The following is a 16,373-nucleotide window of genomic DNA, read 5'->3' as shown; positions in this document are numbered from 1 at the left end:
TTTATTATTGTGTCAAAAATACATTATTTGTATGGTTAGCAAAAACCAAAAGAAATTAATAAAGAGTTTACATCAAAAAAAGTACCGAAAACAACATGAATTGTTTGTTGCTGAAGGTAAAAAGGTGATTAAAGAATTGATAGATGCTGATCTAAAGCTTCATTCTATATTTACAACAGAAGCTACTCACTTTAAAACTCCAGAAAATCTTACTTTTATAAGTACAGAAGATGAATTAAAGAGTATTAGCTTTTTAAGCACCCCGCAAGTGGCGCTAGCTATATTTTATATTCCTAAAGTTAACGATTTTGAAACTAAGGGCTTGACACTTATGTTAGATGATATTAGAGATCCAGGTAATCTGGGGACAATCATTCGCTTATGTGATTGGTTTGGGATTACTAATTTAATATGTTCAGAGCAAACAGTAGATTGTTATAATCCAAAAGTTGTTCAGGCTACTATGGGCTCTATTACGCGAGTGCACATTAGATATATGGATTTGCAAACAGTTATTTCAGATATGAAAAAAGACGTTCCGGTTTTTGGAACGTTTATGGATGGAAATAGTATATATGCGGAACATTTACCCACTGATGGGGTAATTATTATGGGAAATGAGGCTAATGGTATTTGTGCAGAAATAGAAAATTTGGTTACTCACAGAATTACCATTCCACAGTTTGGGAATATGCAGAAGACAGAAAGTCTCAATGTAGCAACTGCTGCAGCCATTGTCTTAAATGAATTTAGAAGAGGGTAGCTCTATTTTTAATTAATAGAACCGCTAGAGTCTCTGCCTTTGGTGTAGCATATAGCATCAGCATAGAAGAGTCTTGTTTCCTGACTCTCGTAGCAAAGTAGTCTTGCGTTTGATATTTTGTACCCCTTCCGGGTAGAGGTAATTTATTTAACGAAATAAACTATTGAAATGTGAAATTAATAAAAATCCCTCGTGTTGACATCTTGTCAATAGTAGATGTATAAGGGCTCTCTGGATCGTTATCTCTCACTAACTCATCAGACATAGCAAATACACCTCGTATAGAAGGAGTAAATTTAAAATAGTATAAATAAAAATCGATTCCAAAACCTAGCTCATAATAACTGGTTTGATCTTTCATTCTAAATGTACCTACGCTATTATCTTCTGGATTATCCTGATTACTGGATAAATTAAGAGAGGTAGATATACCTCCTACAATAAAGGGTTTAAAGTTATTTAATCTTTTAGTAGATACTTTTAATAGCAATGGTACATGGATATAGGTTGACTTTACTTCTCTAAAACCTTCTGCAGCATTATTAAAATCTGGATTCGTAAAGGTTAAATTTCTTTGAGAAAAAGTGACCATTGGCTCTAATCTAAGATCAAGATAATCATTTAATCTAAGATTCCCCAAAAGACCTACATTAAAACCAGTTACAAAACTTTGCTCTACCTGAATATCTGTTTGTGAAGCATCAGCGGCATAATCAAAATTAAAATCATAGCTATTAAAACCAAGAATGTAACCCCAACTTAATCTGGGTTTATCAAAATTCTGAAGATTCTGAACTCGTTCTCTCGTAAGCCATTGCGCACTCACCTGTTGAGTACATATGATAATTGTCAATGCGATAAAAAGTCTTTTCATCCGTTTTTTATTCTCTATTTAATGACCAAATAATACGTGCAATAAATGCTATTTTAGTATTTTTTGGTTTATTTAATACTATTTTGAGGCCGTATAGATAGTTGCAACACCAAAAGTTTGCGGATTATCCTTGACTTCTATAAACCCGATTTTTTGCAAAATATTGTTGAAAGCCTTTCCATAAGGAAAAGCCGCAGCACTTTTACTAAGATATGAGTAGGCTGATCTGTCTTTTGAAAACAATCTACCAATTAATGGTAATATTTTAGTGCTATGAAATCTATAGAATTGTTTATAAGGTGCTTTAGTGGGGATAGACGTTTCTAAAACAATAAAAATACCTCCAGGTTTTAATACTCTATAGATTTCAGTTAATCCTTTTTCTAAATGCTCAAAATTACGTACTCCAAATGAAACAGTAATTGCATCAAAATAATTGTCTTCATATGGAAGACTTTCTCCGTCTCCTAATACCATCGTGATAACAGAATTCAGTTTCTTTTTCTGAATTTTATCCCTTCCTACTTCCAGCATTCCTGCAGAAATATCTAATCCAATTATCTCTGAAGCTCCTGTTTCTACTAAGTTAATTGCCAGGTCACCTGTGCCCGTAGCTACATCTAATATTTTTTCAGGTTTTGTGTTTGCTACTAATTGTACTACCTTTTTTCTCCATTTGATATCAATACCAAAAGAAATAACACGATTAAGACCGTCATAATTACCTGAAATGGTATCAAACATCTCAGTAACCTGTTCTTTTTTGGTCTTATTCGTATCGTTATATGGAGTTACTTTTTTAGACATTCAAAAAAAATTTAGGCAAATATACATTTTTGATATCGAACTGATCTTTACTTTGTTGTTTTATGCCTTAATTTTTGATTTTTTTGTACAGTGTTTTTTGAGTGCGTATCAGTCAAAATAAAAAAGGGGTTTACTTGATACAAGTAGTGTTGCTATCTTTTTTACGAATCATACCCCACTGTTATTATTTTGTTTGTATTGATTTAGTGCTCAAAAATGTTTTAATAATATATATATGACTATTCACGAATTTCTATTCAATATAAAACTATTTTACCCGATTCGCTACGCGATCTCTCTTACTTTTTATTTTATCTTTTATCCAATCTGGATACTCACTATGATCCTCCGCTTCATAGATATGAATATGTTGAGTGGTATCCTTATGTAGTAAATCATCCTGACTACAATCCAAAATTTTAGCAGCTGTCTCAACGCCAGAATATCCAGCCCCTGCAACTCCGTGTGACAAAACACTTGCGCCACATAAATATAAGTTCTCTATTTCACTTTTTGATTTATAGGAGAAGGGACCGATCTGCCACATACTTTTTTCAGTACCATACACGCAACCATGAGTCGTATTGATATAATGTTCATTAGTGATAGGGGTGCCTAATTCTTTCTGAACGATATGGTTACTAATATCAGGAATTGCTTTTTCTAGTGTTTTGATCATTTTTTTAGTGAGTTGTTCTTTGAAAATCAAATACGCTTCAGAACGGCGATCTTTTTCCTTTTTGAAAGAATCAAATGCTTCATGATTGATAAAAGTTATTGCTTCTAAAGTATGGTGTCTGCCATCAAAGCTAATAGGATCTTTTAGCGTAGTACAACTTATAAACATACCGGGAAATGTGTCGCCTGATAGAATATCTTTTTGTAGGGATTGACTAAAGACCAGATCAAGATCCTCATGTTCCATCATCCATATATTTCCAGAATCAAGTCCGGCTTTACGAACATCCATGTCTACAGTGACAAAAAGCATAAGTGAAGTACAGGAATACTTGGTGGTTTGGAGTTTTCTTGCTAGCCTTTTACTTATATTTTCAATACCCACCATATCCAGAAAAGTTTTACCTGGATCTGCATTAGACACAATATTTTTTGCCATTATTTTGTCTCCATTTTGGAGTTCTATACCAATAGCTTTCTTTTTTTTCTCACCTGATAAAAGAATTTTTTTTACTCTCTGAGAGGTTTTAATTTTTCCTCCATGTCTTTTGATGGCTTTTGTCATTGCTTTTACCAATGCACCTCCACCGCCTGCAGGATAATACCCGCCACTGGCATAATGCCCCATCACCGCAGCATGTAAAGGAAAACTTGCTCGGGATGGAGATAATCCATGATCACCAGTTTGGATATTGAGCACCGCACGTAGTACGGGGTTTTTTATAAACTTTTTTATAACTTTATTTAGACTAAAGATGCTATACTTACCCATATGTCGTGTGCGATATGGAATTGTTAGAAATTCCCAAAATCCTTTTGTCTTAGGAACTAATTGTAACTCGTACGTAACGGTTTTAATTAAATCCAAATATGCAGAAATCCCTTTTTTCTCTTCAGGAAATAGCTTAGATAAAGCTTGGGCTGTATGATCAAATCCAGCAGGAATATCAATACGTTTATTACCAATCCAACAATGCTCATAAGCTTTGGAGTTCATCCTAAAGAAAGATATATCATTGGCAATTCCTAATCCTTCATATAACGTGGCTGTAGATTCTCCTTTGTCTAATAAGCCTATATAATGTACGCCTGGCGTAAAACGATACCCTTGTAAATAAAAACTATGGCACCATCCTCCGGGAACATCGTGCTGCTCGAGGACTAATACTTTTTGACCGGAACGGGCTAAACAAATGGCAGCAGATAGTCCTGCAGCACCTGAACCAATAATAATCGTATCAAAAACGGTAGCTGCAGGTTTTGTGTTATCATCGTTCATAAAATTTGCTTCTTTTTTAATGGATGTATAGCCTAGCTATACCATGTTTTTTAAATCTAAAATTACTATAAAAAATGAATTAAATTGCCTTGCAGACTATTGATGCCAAATTTTGAGTAATAATGATAATTATCTCTAATGATGTTCCTCTTCATTTCCAAATGGTTTGATGATGACTCCTAGGCTAAAAATAAATCCATCTGTAGGGGCATAGATTTCTGGAAATGTTGGGTTATCATTGGGCGGAAGTACTAATGGGGAAAACCTACTTTGTCTTCTGTCTGTAAAATTTTCAAAATTTGTAAAAATACTACCCCACTTAAAATTACGTACCGCCAGGAACCCCAGTGTTATAAAATCCATAGTTTGTGTATTATCAGATAAGAATTGCTTGCCGGTATAATAGGTTTCAAAACCAAATCGCCAGACGGGCGATTCATACATAATCACACTGCCAGCATTATGTTTTGCTGTTAATGGTTTTTGTGGATTGCCTTCCAGATAGGTCAGACGCGTATCGATAAGGGCATAGTTTAAAAACCATCTAAAATCCTGATAACTAAATTTAATATTAGTTTCTGCACCTGTACTTGTAATCTTATTAGTTGCATTTTCAAACTCAAAAAAGTCAGCCGTATTTAGAGTAAGGAGTAGTCCATTTTCAATAGCAGTTAGATAAAGTAATTGGTTGATAGAAAGTTCAATGGTATCAAATAATAAGGTGTTGTAGTTAAAATCAATATTGACTCCATAAGAACGCTCCGCTTCTAACATATCTTTGTCGATAGCAAGTACATTGTTAAAGTTAATGAGCTCCGCTTCTTCAGTAAAAATATCTGGAATTTTATAGCCTAAACCACCACCAAGTCTACTCGAAAATCCATTTTTGTTTTTATACAGTATAGATATTCTTGGTAAAACAAATGTACCCCAATCATTGGCAAAATCTGTACGTAAGCCTGTTTCTAAACTCCAGTGATCAGAAATATCTAAAATATTCTTACCAAAAACTCCAATCGTCACGTCTTTTTGATCTCTATTTAGTAAGTTTTGATCACTTTCATTAAAATTGACAGTGTACAAATTAGCTCCAAAAATCCAATCGGTAGTCTCTTTTTGTTTTTGGTAATTTACTTCAGAAAAAGAGTTGAATTGTGATCCGGCAAAAGTAAGATCAGGAATGGTAAGGTCTCTGTCAAAAAAAGCGACACTATTTTTTATATGTAGAGAACTTATAGAATCTATCTGAGTGGTATATACGGCTTGTGTGCTTAATCGTTTAGAGATATTCTTTTCTGTATATTGATGGATCCCATTCTCTCCATCTCTGATAGCAGTTATATCTCCACCAGTTCTATCATCATAAGTACCATTGATTCCAAACCAAAAGGTAGTTTTGTCTGATGGATAATAAAAGAGTTTAGGGTTTATAGAAATAGCTTTAGTTTCAGGGAGATTACTAAAATCGTCATCTTCGGGATCATATGCCTTTTGATAATTTGCAGATCCATATAATGTCACTCCGTATTTTTTATTTCGTTTACTATAGAATGCATTGGCAGTACTTCCCAAGGCATGCGTTTGTGTCAGCATTATTTCCAAAGATGGATCGTAATCGGGTGTTTTTGATACCATATTGACCAGACCTGCAATGGCACCACCTCCATATAATGTTGAAGAACTTCCTTTTACTATTTCGAATTGTTGTAAGTCTAGTGGTGGGATTTGCAATATGCTCAAGCCGCTGGAGAAACCACCATATAAAGGAAACTCATCTCTTAATAATTGTGTATACCGCCCATCCAGCCCCTGTATTCTAATATTAGTATTACCACTACTTAAGGAGGTTTGTTGCATTTGTATTCCTGTACTTTCACGCAGTACCATAGAGATGTTTGTAGGGTTCATCATATTTTTTTCACTTAGCTCTTCACCTCCAATATATTCGATCCGAGTTGGTATTTTTCTAATAGTTCTTGTACTTCTTGAGGATTGTATGAGAATTTCGTCCAGTGTATTCCCATCAGTAATCAACGAAAAAGTGATTGGTGATGCAGCAGGGATATTTATAATTGTTTGTATAGTTTCAAAGCCTATGTATGATATGTTTACTGCGTGCTGACCATTAGGAATTCCTGTGAAACGGGCAACACCATCGATATCAGTTGCTGCTCCCTTTGCCAGCATTTCAAAATAAACAGTAGCCCCTGGTAGAGGTATACTTTCACTTTCAGAAAGTACTTTTATCGTAACATCATTAGTTTGTGCGTTTATTGATACACAAAAGAGTAGTACTAATAGTAAACTCATTATTATTTTATTCATATTTTTTATTTAATAATTTCAATTGAGGTATAACCAACAATGAAAGTTAAATGTGAATATTTTAATTAATAGGTATATCAAAGTTAAGTCATATTATTGATGGATGGTGTTTGCAATACATTGTATTTACTTTTGTAGTTAGTTATTTTTTTATCTGGAGGTGCTAAAGGTATTGAAGAAAGTTTAGTCTCTTAATATGATTGCGAAACACGAGCTAATTGATCTTATGGATTCCAGAAGTTTCGTGTTTTTTATTTTCAAAGTGTAACAAATCAAAAAAATGAATTGTCTTAATACTAAATCATTATGTATTATGTGTAAGACAATTTTCAGTACCATTTTTATTTTTTTATTAGTAATTACAATCAAACTAAATGCTCAAAATAATCATAAAGCAAAAATTGATTCATTAATAAATGTGTGTCACCATAGGGGGATTTTTAATGGTAATGTGTTGATTATTAAAAATAATAAAACGCTATACAGGATCGAAAAAGGTTATACAGACGGAAAAAAAAATAAAAAGCTTAATAGAAATGCTCTTTTTGATATAGGCTCAATTGCTAAAGAATTTAATTCTGTAGGGATTATGATGTTAAAAGAAAAAGGGTTACTCAGTTTAGATGATAAAGTCTCAAAGTATCTATTGGGTTTGCCAGATTGGTCTGATAAGGTTTCTATCAGACACTTATTACAATATAGTAGTGGTTTGCCACTGATCGATTGGGATAAAGTCAAGAATGATGATGATATTTATGAAAACTTAAAAAACCTTAGCGCGTTGGATTTTGAGGTAGGAAGCGGATATTTATATAGTAATAATAATATTTTTCTTCAAAGAAGAATTATTGAGAAAATATCAGGTTTAACTTTTAATCAGTTTATAGAACAAAAAATTTTACAACCCATAGGGATGAACAATACTGTTATCGATCATCAATATCAAAACCCAAATTTTGTAAGAGGATTTAATAATAGTAATATCAATGATGATGAACAAGAATTGAAAATGTCGGGCTGGATATGTCCTTCAATTGATGATTTATCAAAATGGACAAAGTATTTATTATCATACCAACTAATTTCTAAAGAATCGTTATATATTCTTTTTGATAAATATATGGAAGAAGGCGAGTCTGCATTAGGTCAAGGAATGTTTCAAAATGAAGCGTTGGCATTATATGAACACCACGGTTCTTCACTTAGTTATGAATCTTTGGTTCGTTACGATCTTAAACAGGATTTGATTATAATCTTAATGACTAATAATAAAAGCTTGAAAATTGTAGAAATAGTTGATGCTATTTCACATATATTAAAAGATGAACCTTATGAAGTGCCTCAAAAATCTATTTATCTAACTATTAGAGAGAAAACATATACTAATGTTGATGAGGGTATTAAACAATATAAAATATTAAAGAAAAATAGTCCAGATGTTTATAATTTTTCAAATCAATGGGAGTTGGCTCGTTTATCCTATAAATTATTTGAAAGAGATCAGAATATAGATGCTATTAAAATTCTTAAATTATTAACTTCAGAATTACCAACAAAATCAGAGGAAACATTAGCATATTTGGGATCGAGGATTTTAAGTGAGAATCACGTGGATAAATCAATTCTGATTTATGAACTTATGGTCACAAAATTTCCTTCTGGAAAATCATATAGTAGTTTAGGAGACGCTTATTATAAAAATAAACAACAAGAGATTGCCTTAGAAAACTATAAAAAATCATTAGAAATGGATCCTGACAATGATAAATCAAAAAATATGATTTTAAAAATCGAAAAATAATTCTGTTACCAGTATTCTAATAACTTTATTATGATTCGTCAATAATTTCACCATTTTATCAATTTGCACTATCTTTGTGGGCTTTTTATTATATAGAAATAGTGAATTGCGTTTACCATATAGCTATATTGCTATTATTTAATAGTGTCGTTTGATGATACATAATAAAAAATATAGATGAAAATTATTATTGCCGGAGCTGGTGAAGTAGGATTTCATTTGGCAAAATTACTTTCATTTGAATCTCAGGATATTACTCTCATTGATCCGGATAAAGAGTGTCTTAGTTATGCGGATAGCCATCTAGATATACGCGTGATTAAAGGAGATGCTACTTCTATTGCGATCCTAAAAGAAGCAAAAGTACAAACAGTAGATATGGTGATTGGTGTTACAGCCAGCGAGACTACAAATATTACAGTATGTGTATTAGCAAAACAATTAGGAGCAAAACAAACCATTGCGAGAATCTCTAATTCTGAATTTATAGAAAATAAAGAAGAAGTAGGATTTATTAAGTTTGGTATTGATGAATTGATCTCACCTGAGGCACTTGCAGCGAGTGAAATAGAATTATTACTCAATCAATCCGCATTTAGTGATAGTTATGAATTCGAAAAAGGTGCATTGACTATGGTAGGTACTACCCTGTCAGAACAAGCACTTTTTGTGGGTAAAACTGTTAGACAAGCGGCTGAGGTTTTTCCTGAACTCCATTTTATGCCGATAGCTATTCAACGGACAGGAACTCAATATACAATCATTCCCCGTGGAGACACTAAATTTAAAGAAGGAGATCAGGTTTATTTTGTGACTTCTAAAGGGGGAGTGGATGAATTATATAAGTTAACCGGAAAGGTCAAAGAGCAGATTAAAAAGGTAATGATCCTTGGAGGAAGTAAAATCGGGCATCAAACCACTTGTGATCTTTGTGATCATAAATTCAGGGTAAAGCTAATAGAAAATAATAAAGATAAAGCATTTGATCTGGCAGATGATCTTCCTAATGCCTTAATTATAAATGGAGATGGTCGTAATGTTGAATTACTAGAAGAAGAGAATATTGATGAGATGGATGCTTTTATCGCGGTAACTGGTAATTCTGAAACCAATATAATGTCTTGTTTGGTAGCTAAGTCTAAAGGAGTTCGCAAGACCATTGCTTTAGTAGAGAATATGGATTATTTTCAATTGTCACATTCTATAGGGATTGATACATTGATTAATAAAAAACTTTTAGCAGCCAATAATATATTCAGATTTATCAGAAAAGGAGAAGTAGTAGCGATGACAAAGCTTAATAATATGAATGCTGAGTTATTAGAATTTATAGTAAAACCTACTTCTGAGGTAAGTAATAATCTCATCAAAGATCTTGATTTCCCCAGGTCTGCTATTATAGCGGGTGTCATAAGGGATGATGTAGGGATGATACCATTAGGTGATTTTTATATCAAAGCTGGGGATAGGGTAGTTGTTTGTTGTCTGCCAAAGTCGATCAAGAAAATAGAAAAACTGTTCTTGTAATATGTCTAAACTTAATTTTAAGATCATTACTCATATTATGGGGCTTTTATTACTCTGTAATGGAGGATTTATGCTCTTAGCGACTATTATTAGTTTTATATATAAAGATGGAGTAACTATCCAGATTATGTTAGCATCACTGCTAACCATGTTTGTTGGTGTGATTTTAATGTTTATTACCAGAGAGCATCAAAAATCTATTAATAAAAGAGAAGGGTATATTGTCGTTACTTTTGGGTGGATTTTTATGTCTCTTAGTGGTTCTTTACCTTATTTGTTTTCTGAAGCAATTCCTGGTTTTACCAATGCCTTTTTTGAAACCATGTCTGGATATACTACTACAGGAGCATCCATTCTAAACGAAATAGAGGTTATCCCAAAAGGTATTTTATTCTGGCGTAGTTTAACGCATTGGATAGGAGGTATGGGTATTATTGTATTAGCAGTGGCTATTCTACCTTTATTAGGGATAGGAGGAATGCAGTTATTTGCTGCAGAAGCTCCAGGTCCCAGCGCTGATAAATTACATCCCAGAATTACAGATACTGCTAAGCGATTATGGTTGATTTATTTTGGATATACTGCGGCACAAACATTATTTCTTAAGCTTGCAGGTATGGATTTTTTTGATGCGATTAATCATGCTATGAGTACGCTTTCTACTGGAGGTTTTTCTACTAAAAATGCAAGTGTAGCCTATTGGAACGATCAACCTTTGATACAATATATCATTATTCTTTTTATGTTTCTTGCAGGAATGAATTTCGTCTTAAGCTATTTTGGCTTTAAAGGTAATTTCAAAAAGATTATAGGGGATCAGGAGTTTAGATGGTATGCGATTTTTGTTGTTAGTTTTACTGCTGTCGCTACGTTAATTATTTATTTAAAAGCTGATCCTTCAATGTCGGTTATAGATCACCCGATGGTTTTTGGAGAAGTGGAGAGTGCATTTCGTCATGCATTATTTCAGGTATTGGCGGTTATTACAACTACCGGATTTGTTTCAGCAGATTTTACGGTATGGACACCTTTTTTGAAAATACTATTTTTTGGTTTAATGTTTCTGGGAGGTTCTGCTGGTTCTACAGCCGGAGGTATGAAAGTAGTGCGCCATTTGATTACGATTCGTAATGGTATTTTAGAGTTTAAAAGAACATTACATCCTCATGCAGTTTTGCCTGTGCGGTATAACAAGAGAGCTGTTTCTAAAGAGATTGTTTATAATGTTTTGGCATTTTTTATACTATATATGTTGTCCTTTATCATAGGATCATTAGTTCTAGGTATATTGGGACTGGATTTTGAAACAGCTATTGGGGGTGCAGCTTCTTCCTTAGGAAATGTAGGTCCTGCTTTTGGAAAATTAAGTCCGGTCAATAATTTTGATGTATTACCTGATTTTGGTAAATGGTGGTGTTCGTTCCTAATGCTAATAGGTAGATTGGAACTTTTTACAGTACTAATTTTATTAACACCATTTTTCTGGAGAAACCGATAACGATTATATTCAAATCTTTTTTAAGTGCCTTACATAGGAGAGAGAGAGTATGGCGTGGTCTCCCAAAGTTTAGCAACTTTTTTAATGGTATGTTTCACTTTTCCGGTAATTTTTTTTTGATGTTCTTGTTCTAATAAGAATATATCCGAAATAGATTCATAATAAAGGTTAGAATTTGCTCCAAACTCTTTTTCGGGGTTGATGTTAAGTATTTCATCATCCGTTTTTGATACATGAAAATTTTCCTTAAAAATTTCAAGTATGTTTTTCTGAACCGTACGTTCTTTTTCCAAAATATCGATCATAATATGGGGGTTACGATTTTGTTTACAATAGCGTATTATTATACCATATGATAGTGTTTTGGAAATGCAAATTTACTCTATTTCTTTTCTGGAACGATAATTTTTGTAATAAGAAAATCACAAAAATTGTTGTAAAATTTAACGTTTAATTATAAAAAAGGTGATTATCAATAAGAATTAATTATAATCACCTTTTTTATTGAAAAAAATTATTCTTTGCCGCCGTCAAGTTCGTCTTGCCATTTTAGTAATGCTGCCCATTTACCTTCATAAGCCATCTTAGCCTGTCTAGGCCAAGTGCCGGGTTTGTGAATCTCATAACGTTTCCCTCCAGAATTTAGAACCTCCTGGCATTTCTCAATAGTACATTCTGATAATGCTTTCCATGTTTTGACATCATGATTATGAAAAAGTTCTTCAATTTTAGGACCTATTCCTTCTATAATTTTAAGATCATCCTGTTTTATCTTTTTTCCAAAAACAGTTTTAGCTGCATCAGCATCAAAAGGTAATGCCACAATGGCTACTTCAGGCGTTACAGGGGGTTCTACAGGAGTATTGATGGATGATATATTGCTCACATCTGGTTTAGCTGATACATCCAATCTACATTGAGCCAAATCACTGTTGCATTTTGATAAATCTGTTTCCAGAGATGCACGTTTTGATTTACATGCATTAAAATCAGTTTCAAGTGTCGCATATTTTTTCTTTAATGCGTCTAGTTCTGTGGTATCGTTAGTAGTGCTTCCAGAAAGTAACCTTCCTAAAAGATATCCTAATAGTGCACATAGTACACCAACAATTACTGGGATTATAAAACACCAATTCATATGTCTCTATTTTTTTAAGTTTATAGTTAGTTTAATGTGATTACGGTTCTTCTGTTTTTAGCCTGACCGTCTTTAGTTTTATTACTGGCTATTGGTTCTTTAGGACCTTTAGAGATTGCTTCAATCTTACTTTCCAAAATATCATTCCGAACTAGATATGCTTTTGTAGCATCTGCTCTTTCTTGACCTAAGGAGATGTTTTTTGCTAGTTGCCCTCTGCTGTCGGTATGACCAACGACCATGCATTTTGCCCCATCCACTTTGTCTAAATACGTGGAAATATCGGATACTTTCTGTTTTTGAGCAGCTGTTAATTGAATGTTGCTATCACCAGTGTCAAAATAAAGTACTAGAGGATCCGCAATGATTTTTTTACGTAGCTCTTTTAATTCATCATCTGCTTTGGCAGTATCTTCTTCTTTCTTAGTGTTGATGTTAAAAGATATCGGGCCAAGCAATATATTATCTTTTGATGTTAACTCAGTATCGATTGATCCTAAAACGTTGATTTGTTTAGATGAAATCCCTTTTTCCATTAAATAGTTTTTTACCGCAGTAGCTCGTGCAATTCCGAGATTGGGTAATGCGCCATTGTAATTTTCACTATTCATATAATATCCCGTAATATCAATTGTTTTATTGGGATTGGTAGATAGATATTTAGTGAGTTTTAAGATGCCGGTATCTACAGTAGTAGCAATAGGGGTTCGTATTGCGTTACTGGAAACATCAAAATTGATATTATCATTAGTGGTGTAGTCAAAAGTTCCTGTATCATCTTTGATAGATAGAGGATTAATAACTTCGGCTTCTTGTACTGGTGGAACGACCTTATCTTCTACTATTTTTTTTGTATCATCTATTATAATCCCTGGATTACAACACAGATACCAATTTAGAATAGCCCCGATAATAATCGTCAACACAATACCAAAAAGGTAGGTTGATTTTTTTGTCATTGGTGATGATTTTTTTGTGTTAGTAGTGATGAAGTTATTAAAAAAAAATGTAAAGTAGTCAAATTCAGTTCATTTAAACTAGCTGTAATCGTTGTAATTGTGTGATTTACCGTTAAAAGGAGATGTGCCAAATTCTTTTATTGGAGGATATTCAAATTAAATAACTCATTTAGTACGTTTGTTTTTGAAACATTTACATCGTTATTTTTTACGATATCGTGATATATAAAAAGGAGAGGAGTTGATCAAATCAACTCCTCTCCTTTTTATAGAAATTTACAGAGATTTTTTTAGTGTTAAATCTTCTGAAAAAAATATAATTATATTTTAATTAATTGCAGTTTTGATTCTCTGAATTGCTTCTGTAATTTGTTCCGTACTGGCAGCGTACGATATTCTGATACAGTTTCCATTTCCGAAAGCATCACCTGTTACTGTTGCTACATTTGCATGCTCTAATAGGTACATAGAAAAATCAGAAGCATTATTAATTTTCTGTCCCTGTAAGGTTTTTCCAAAGAAATAAGATATATCTGGAAACACATAAAAGGCACCTTCTGGTTCATTACATTCAAACCCTTCAATATCGGCTAAAAGTCCTAATATAAGTTTTCTGCGGTTTTTGAATTCATCCACCATATATTGGATTTTGCTAACCGGCGCTTCTAACGCTGTAATTACAGCTCTTTGTGCGATACAGTTAGCTCCACTAGTGACCTGACCTTGTATCTTGTTACATGCTCTGGCGATACTGACAGGAGCGCCAATATATCCGATTCTCCATCCGGTCATAGCAAAAGCTTTAGCAACACCATTTACAGTAACCGTTCTGTTGTACATATCATCAAATTGTGCCATGGATGCATGTCCACCTACATAATTAATATGTTCATAAATCTCATCACTGACTACAACAATATCCGGATACTTTTGTAAAACATCAGCTAATGCTCTCAATTCTTGCTTACTATAAATAGATCCGCTTGGGTTACAAGGAGAACTATACCAAATCATCTTAGTTTTTGGGGTGATTGATTTTTCTAATTGTTCGGCAGTCATTTTAAAATCTGTATCGATAGAGGTTGCTACTTCTACGGGTACTCCTCCTGCTAATTGGACGATATCACTATAACTTACCCAATAAGGGCAAGGCAATATGACTTCATCACCAGGATTAAGACAAACCTGAGCTATATTGTATAATGCCTGTTTTGCTCCTGTCGAAACCACAATCTGAGAACGATCATAGGTTAAATCATTGTCTCTATTAAACTTGGTGATAATTGCATCTTTTAATTCTACATATCCATCAACGGGAGTGTATGAGTTATAATTATCATTGACTGCTTGTATGGCAGCATCCTTAATAAAATCCGGAGTATTAAAATCAGGCTCACCTAAACTGAGTCCGATAATGTCTTTTCCTTCTCCTCTAAGTTCTCTAGCCTTTGCAGCCATTGCTAAAGTTGCAGAAGCTTTTAATTGATTAATTCTGTCTGATAGTTGAATGCTCATTTCTGATACTTGTGTACTCATGTTACTAATTGGTAAATAAAAGTTACGGTTATAATGCAGGTTTCATTCCCATTTCCTTTAAATGCTTGAAATGTGAAACAATAGCTGCACGTGTGGTTTTGTATTCATTATAAGGTAAATTAAATTCTAACGCCGTTTGCTTTACGATTTTAGAAATTTTAGTATAGTGAATATGGCTTATGTTTGGAAAAATATGATGTTCTACCTGGTGATTTAATCCTCCCGTAAACCAATTTACAAGTTTATTTTTAGTAGAAAAATTAACAGTTGTAAATAGTTGGTGGATAGCCCATGTGTTTTTCATATTTCCAGTATTATCAGGCAGTGGCATTTCTGTACCTTCAATAATATGTGCCAATTGAAATACGATGCTTAAGATCAGTCCAGCAACGTAATGCATAATAAAAAATCCTAATAAAATTTTCCACCAGGCAATGTCCATAAACACCATAGGAATTACAATCCAGATCAAGACGTAAATGATTTTTGTAATTACTACAGTACTCCACTGCTTTAATGGACTGGGTAATTTTCCGTACGCAAGTTTACGAGCCAAGTATTTTTTGGTTTGCTTAAAATCAGTTGTGATTGCCCAGTTAAAAGTCAGTAATCCATATAAGAAAACAGAATAATATTGTTGAAACTTATGCATCTTCATCCATTTTGCATGTTTCGTAAAACGAATTACTCTTCCAGCATCCATGTCTTCATCATGTCCATGGATATTAGTATATGTATGGTGTAGCACATTGTGTTGTACTTGCCAATTATATACATTGCCTGCCATGATATAAAGACTACTTCCCATTAATTTGTTAATCCATTTTTTAGAAGAATAGGAGCCGTGGTTGCCATCGTGCATTACATTCATGCCTACACCGGCCATCCCTACACCCATAATAATGGTAAGGAGTAACATCCACCATTGCGAAATGTCTAATGTTAGAATAAGAAAATATGGAGTAAGAAAAAGCGAAAACATCGTAATGGTTTTCAGGTGTAATTTCCAATTACCGGTCCTTTTTATATTATTCTCTTTGAAATAATTATTTACTCGCTTATTTAATGTTCTAAAGAACTTTGCTGAATCTGTCTTACTAAATCGTACTTGAGGTGTTGTCATGATTTTCATGCTATAAAAATAGAAGTAATATCCTATTTTATATTGGTGGTAAAGTTAAGTATTTA

13 protein-coding genes are annotated in these 16,373 nt (G+C 33.2%); 4 read left to right on the top strand and 9 right to left on the bottom strand.

Annotation, left to right across the window (positions count from 1 at the left end):
- The first annotated feature begins 31 nt into the window (after positions 1-31).
- Positions 32-763: a TrmH family RNA methyltransferase gene (locus tag ABD816_RS02535; RefSeq protein WP_344924432.1), complete on the top strand. Its 732-nt coding sequence runs from the start codon at positions 32-34 to the stop codon at positions 761-763.
- Positions 764-923: 160 nt separating this feature from the next.
- Here ABD816_RS02535 and porT read toward each other — a convergent pair whose 3' ends face one another.
- From porT to ABD816_RS02515, 4 genes are all read right to left on the bottom strand, one after another.
- Positions 924-1,637 carry a type IX secretion/gliding motility protein PorT/SprT gene (gene porT / locus ABD816_RS02530; protein ID WP_344924430.1) on the bottom strand — a complete coding sequence of 238 codons (714 nt, stop codon included), beginning with the start codon at positions 1,635-1,637 and terminating at the stop codon, positions 924-926.
- Positions 1,638-1,715: 78 nt separating this feature from the next.
- Positions 1,716-2,444 carry a bifunctional demethylmenaquinone methyltransferase/2-methoxy-6-polyprenyl-1,4-benzoquinol methylase UbiE gene (ubiE, locus tag ABD816_RS02525; protein ID WP_344924428.1) on the bottom strand — a complete coding sequence of 243 codons (729 nt, stop codon included), beginning with the start codon at positions 2,442-2,444 and terminating at the stop codon, positions 1,716-1,718.
- A gap of 268 nt (positions 2,445-2,712) precedes the next feature.
- Positions 2,713-4,401 (bottom strand): phytoene desaturase family protein, encoded by a 1,689-nt coding sequence (locus tag ABD816_RS02520; protein ID WP_344924426.1) that lies wholly within the window; start codon positions 4,399-4,401, stop codon positions 2,713-2,715.
- A 135-nt stretch (positions 4,402-4,536) separates the two neighbouring features.
- Positions 4,537-6,726 carry a TonB-dependent receptor gene (locus ABD816_RS02515; protein ID WP_344924424.1) on the bottom strand — a complete coding sequence of 730 codons (2,190 nt, stop codon included), beginning with the start codon at positions 6,724-6,726 and terminating at the stop codon, positions 4,537-4,539.
- 313 nt (positions 6,727-7,039) lie between these two features.
- On the opposite strand from ABD816_RS02515, the gene ABD816_RS02510 reads away from it, so the two are divergent.
- The 3 genes from ABD816_RS02510 (at position 7,040) to ABD816_RS02500 (ending at position 11,552) form a co-directional block, all read left to right on the top strand.
- Positions 7,040-8,527 carry a serine hydrolase domain-containing protein gene (locus ABD816_RS02510; protein ID WP_344924422.1) on the top strand — a complete coding sequence of 496 codons (1,488 nt, stop codon included), beginning with the start codon at positions 7,040-7,042 and terminating at the stop codon, positions 8,525-8,527.
- A gap of 177 nt (positions 8,528-8,704) precedes the next feature.
- On the top strand, positions 8,705-10,054 hold the full coding sequence (trkA, locus tag ABD816_RS02505; RefSeq protein WP_344924420.1) for a Trk system potassium transporter TrkA: 1,350 nt from the start codon (positions 8,705-8,707) through the stop codon (positions 10,052-10,054).
- Between the two features lies 1 nt (position 10,055).
- A complete protein-coding gene (locus ABD816_RS02500) occupies positions 10,056-11,552 on the top strand; it encodes a TrkH family potassium uptake protein (protein ID WP_344924418.1) in 1,497 nt (498 codons plus the stop codon).
- A gap of 29 nt (positions 11,553-11,581) precedes the next feature.
- On the opposite strand, the gene ABD816_RS02495 is transcribed toward ABD816_RS02500, so the two are convergent.
- From ABD816_RS02495 to ABD816_RS02475, 5 genes are all read right to left on the bottom strand, one after another.
- The gene (locus ABD816_RS02495) at positions 11,582-11,857 is read right to left on the bottom strand and encodes a hypothetical protein (protein ID WP_344924415.1); all 276 of its coding nucleotides are present in this window, start codon (positions 11,855-11,857) and stop codon (positions 11,582-11,584) included.
- A gap of 209 nt (positions 11,858-12,066) precedes the next feature.
- A complete protein-coding gene (locus ABD816_RS02490) occupies positions 12,067-12,690 on the bottom strand; it encodes a hypothetical protein (RefSeq protein WP_344924412.1) in 624 nt (207 codons plus the stop codon).
- Positions 12,691-12,716: 26 nt separating this feature from the next.
- Entirely contained in the window at positions 12,717-13,649 is a 933-nt protein-coding gene (locus tag ABD816_RS02485; protein WP_344924410.1) for an OmpA family protein, read from the bottom strand.
- A gap of 327 nt (positions 13,650-13,976) precedes the next feature.
- Positions 13,977-15,164 (bottom strand): pyridoxal phosphate-dependent aminotransferase, encoded by a 1,188-nt coding sequence (locus ABD816_RS02480; RefSeq protein ID WP_344924519.1) that lies wholly within the window; start codon positions 15,162-15,164, stop codon positions 13,977-13,979.
- A 49-nt stretch (positions 15,165-15,213) separates the two neighbouring features.
- Positions 15,214-16,308 carry a fatty acid desaturase family protein gene (locus ABD816_RS02475; protein ID WP_344924409.1) on the bottom strand — a complete coding sequence of 365 codons (1,095 nt, stop codon included), beginning with the start codon at positions 16,306-16,308 and terminating at the stop codon, positions 15,214-15,216.
- Positions 16,309-16,373 lie beyond the last annotated feature (65 nt).

This window comes from Aquimarina addita (assembly GCF_039539305.1).
Lineage (GTDB): Bacteria > Bacteroidota > Bacteroidia > Flavobacteriales > Flavobacteriaceae > Aquimarina > Aquimarina addita.
The sequence above is the reverse complement of the archived record's forward strand: the minus strand, read 5'-3'. Positions and strand labels throughout refer to the sequence as shown.

Excerpts from the sequence above, each read along its gene's own strand:
- porT (WP_344924430.1), bottom strand. The coding sequence starts at position 1,637 with ATGAAAAGACTTTTTATCGCATTGACAATTATCATATGTACTCAACAG.
- ABD816_RS02475 (WP_344924409.1), bottom strand. The coding sequence starts at position 16,308 with ATGACAACACCTCAAGTACGATTTAGTAAGACAGATTCAGCAAAGTTC.
- ABD816_RS02510 (WP_344924422.1), top strand. The coding sequence starts at position 7,040 with ATGTGTAAGACAATTTTCAGTACCATTTTTATTTTTTTATTAGTAATT.
- ABD816_RS02535 (WP_344924432.1), top strand. The coding sequence starts at position 32 with ATGGTTAGCAAAAACCAAAAGAAATTAATAAAGAGTTTACATCAAAAA.
- ABD816_RS02480 (WP_344924519.1), bottom strand. The coding sequence starts at position 15,164 with ATGAGCATTCAACTATCAGACAGAATTAATCAATTAAAAGCTTCTGCA.
- ABD816_RS02490 (WP_344924412.1), bottom strand. The coding sequence starts at position 12,690 with ATGAATTGGTGTTTTATAATCCCAGTAATTGTTGGTGTACTATGTGCA.
- ABD816_RS02495 (WP_344924415.1), bottom strand. The coding sequence starts at position 11,857 with ATGATCGATATTTTGGAAAAAGAACGTACGGTTCAGAAAAACATACTT.
- ABD816_RS02485 (WP_344924410.1), bottom strand. The coding sequence starts at position 13,649 with ATGACAAAAAAATCAACCTACCTTTTTGGTATTGTGTTGACGATTATT.
- trkA (WP_344924420.1), top strand. The coding sequence starts at position 8,705 with ATGAAAATTATTATTGCCGGAGCTGGTGAAGTAGGATTTCATTTGGCA.
- ABD816_RS02515 (WP_344924424.1), bottom strand. The coding sequence starts at position 6,726 with ATGAATAAAATAATAATGAGTTTACTATTAGTACTACTCTTTTGTGTA.
- ABD816_RS02500 (WP_344924418.1), top strand. The coding sequence starts at position 10,056 with ATGTCTAAACTTAATTTTAAGATCATTACTCATATTATGGGGCTTTTA.
- ABD816_RS02520 (WP_344924426.1), bottom strand. The coding sequence starts at position 4,401 with ATGAACGATGATAACACAAAACCTGCAGCTACCGTTTTTGATACGATT.
- ubiE (WP_344924428.1), bottom strand. The coding sequence starts at position 2,444 with ATGTCTAAAAAAGTAACTCCATATAACGATACGAATAAGACCAAAAAA.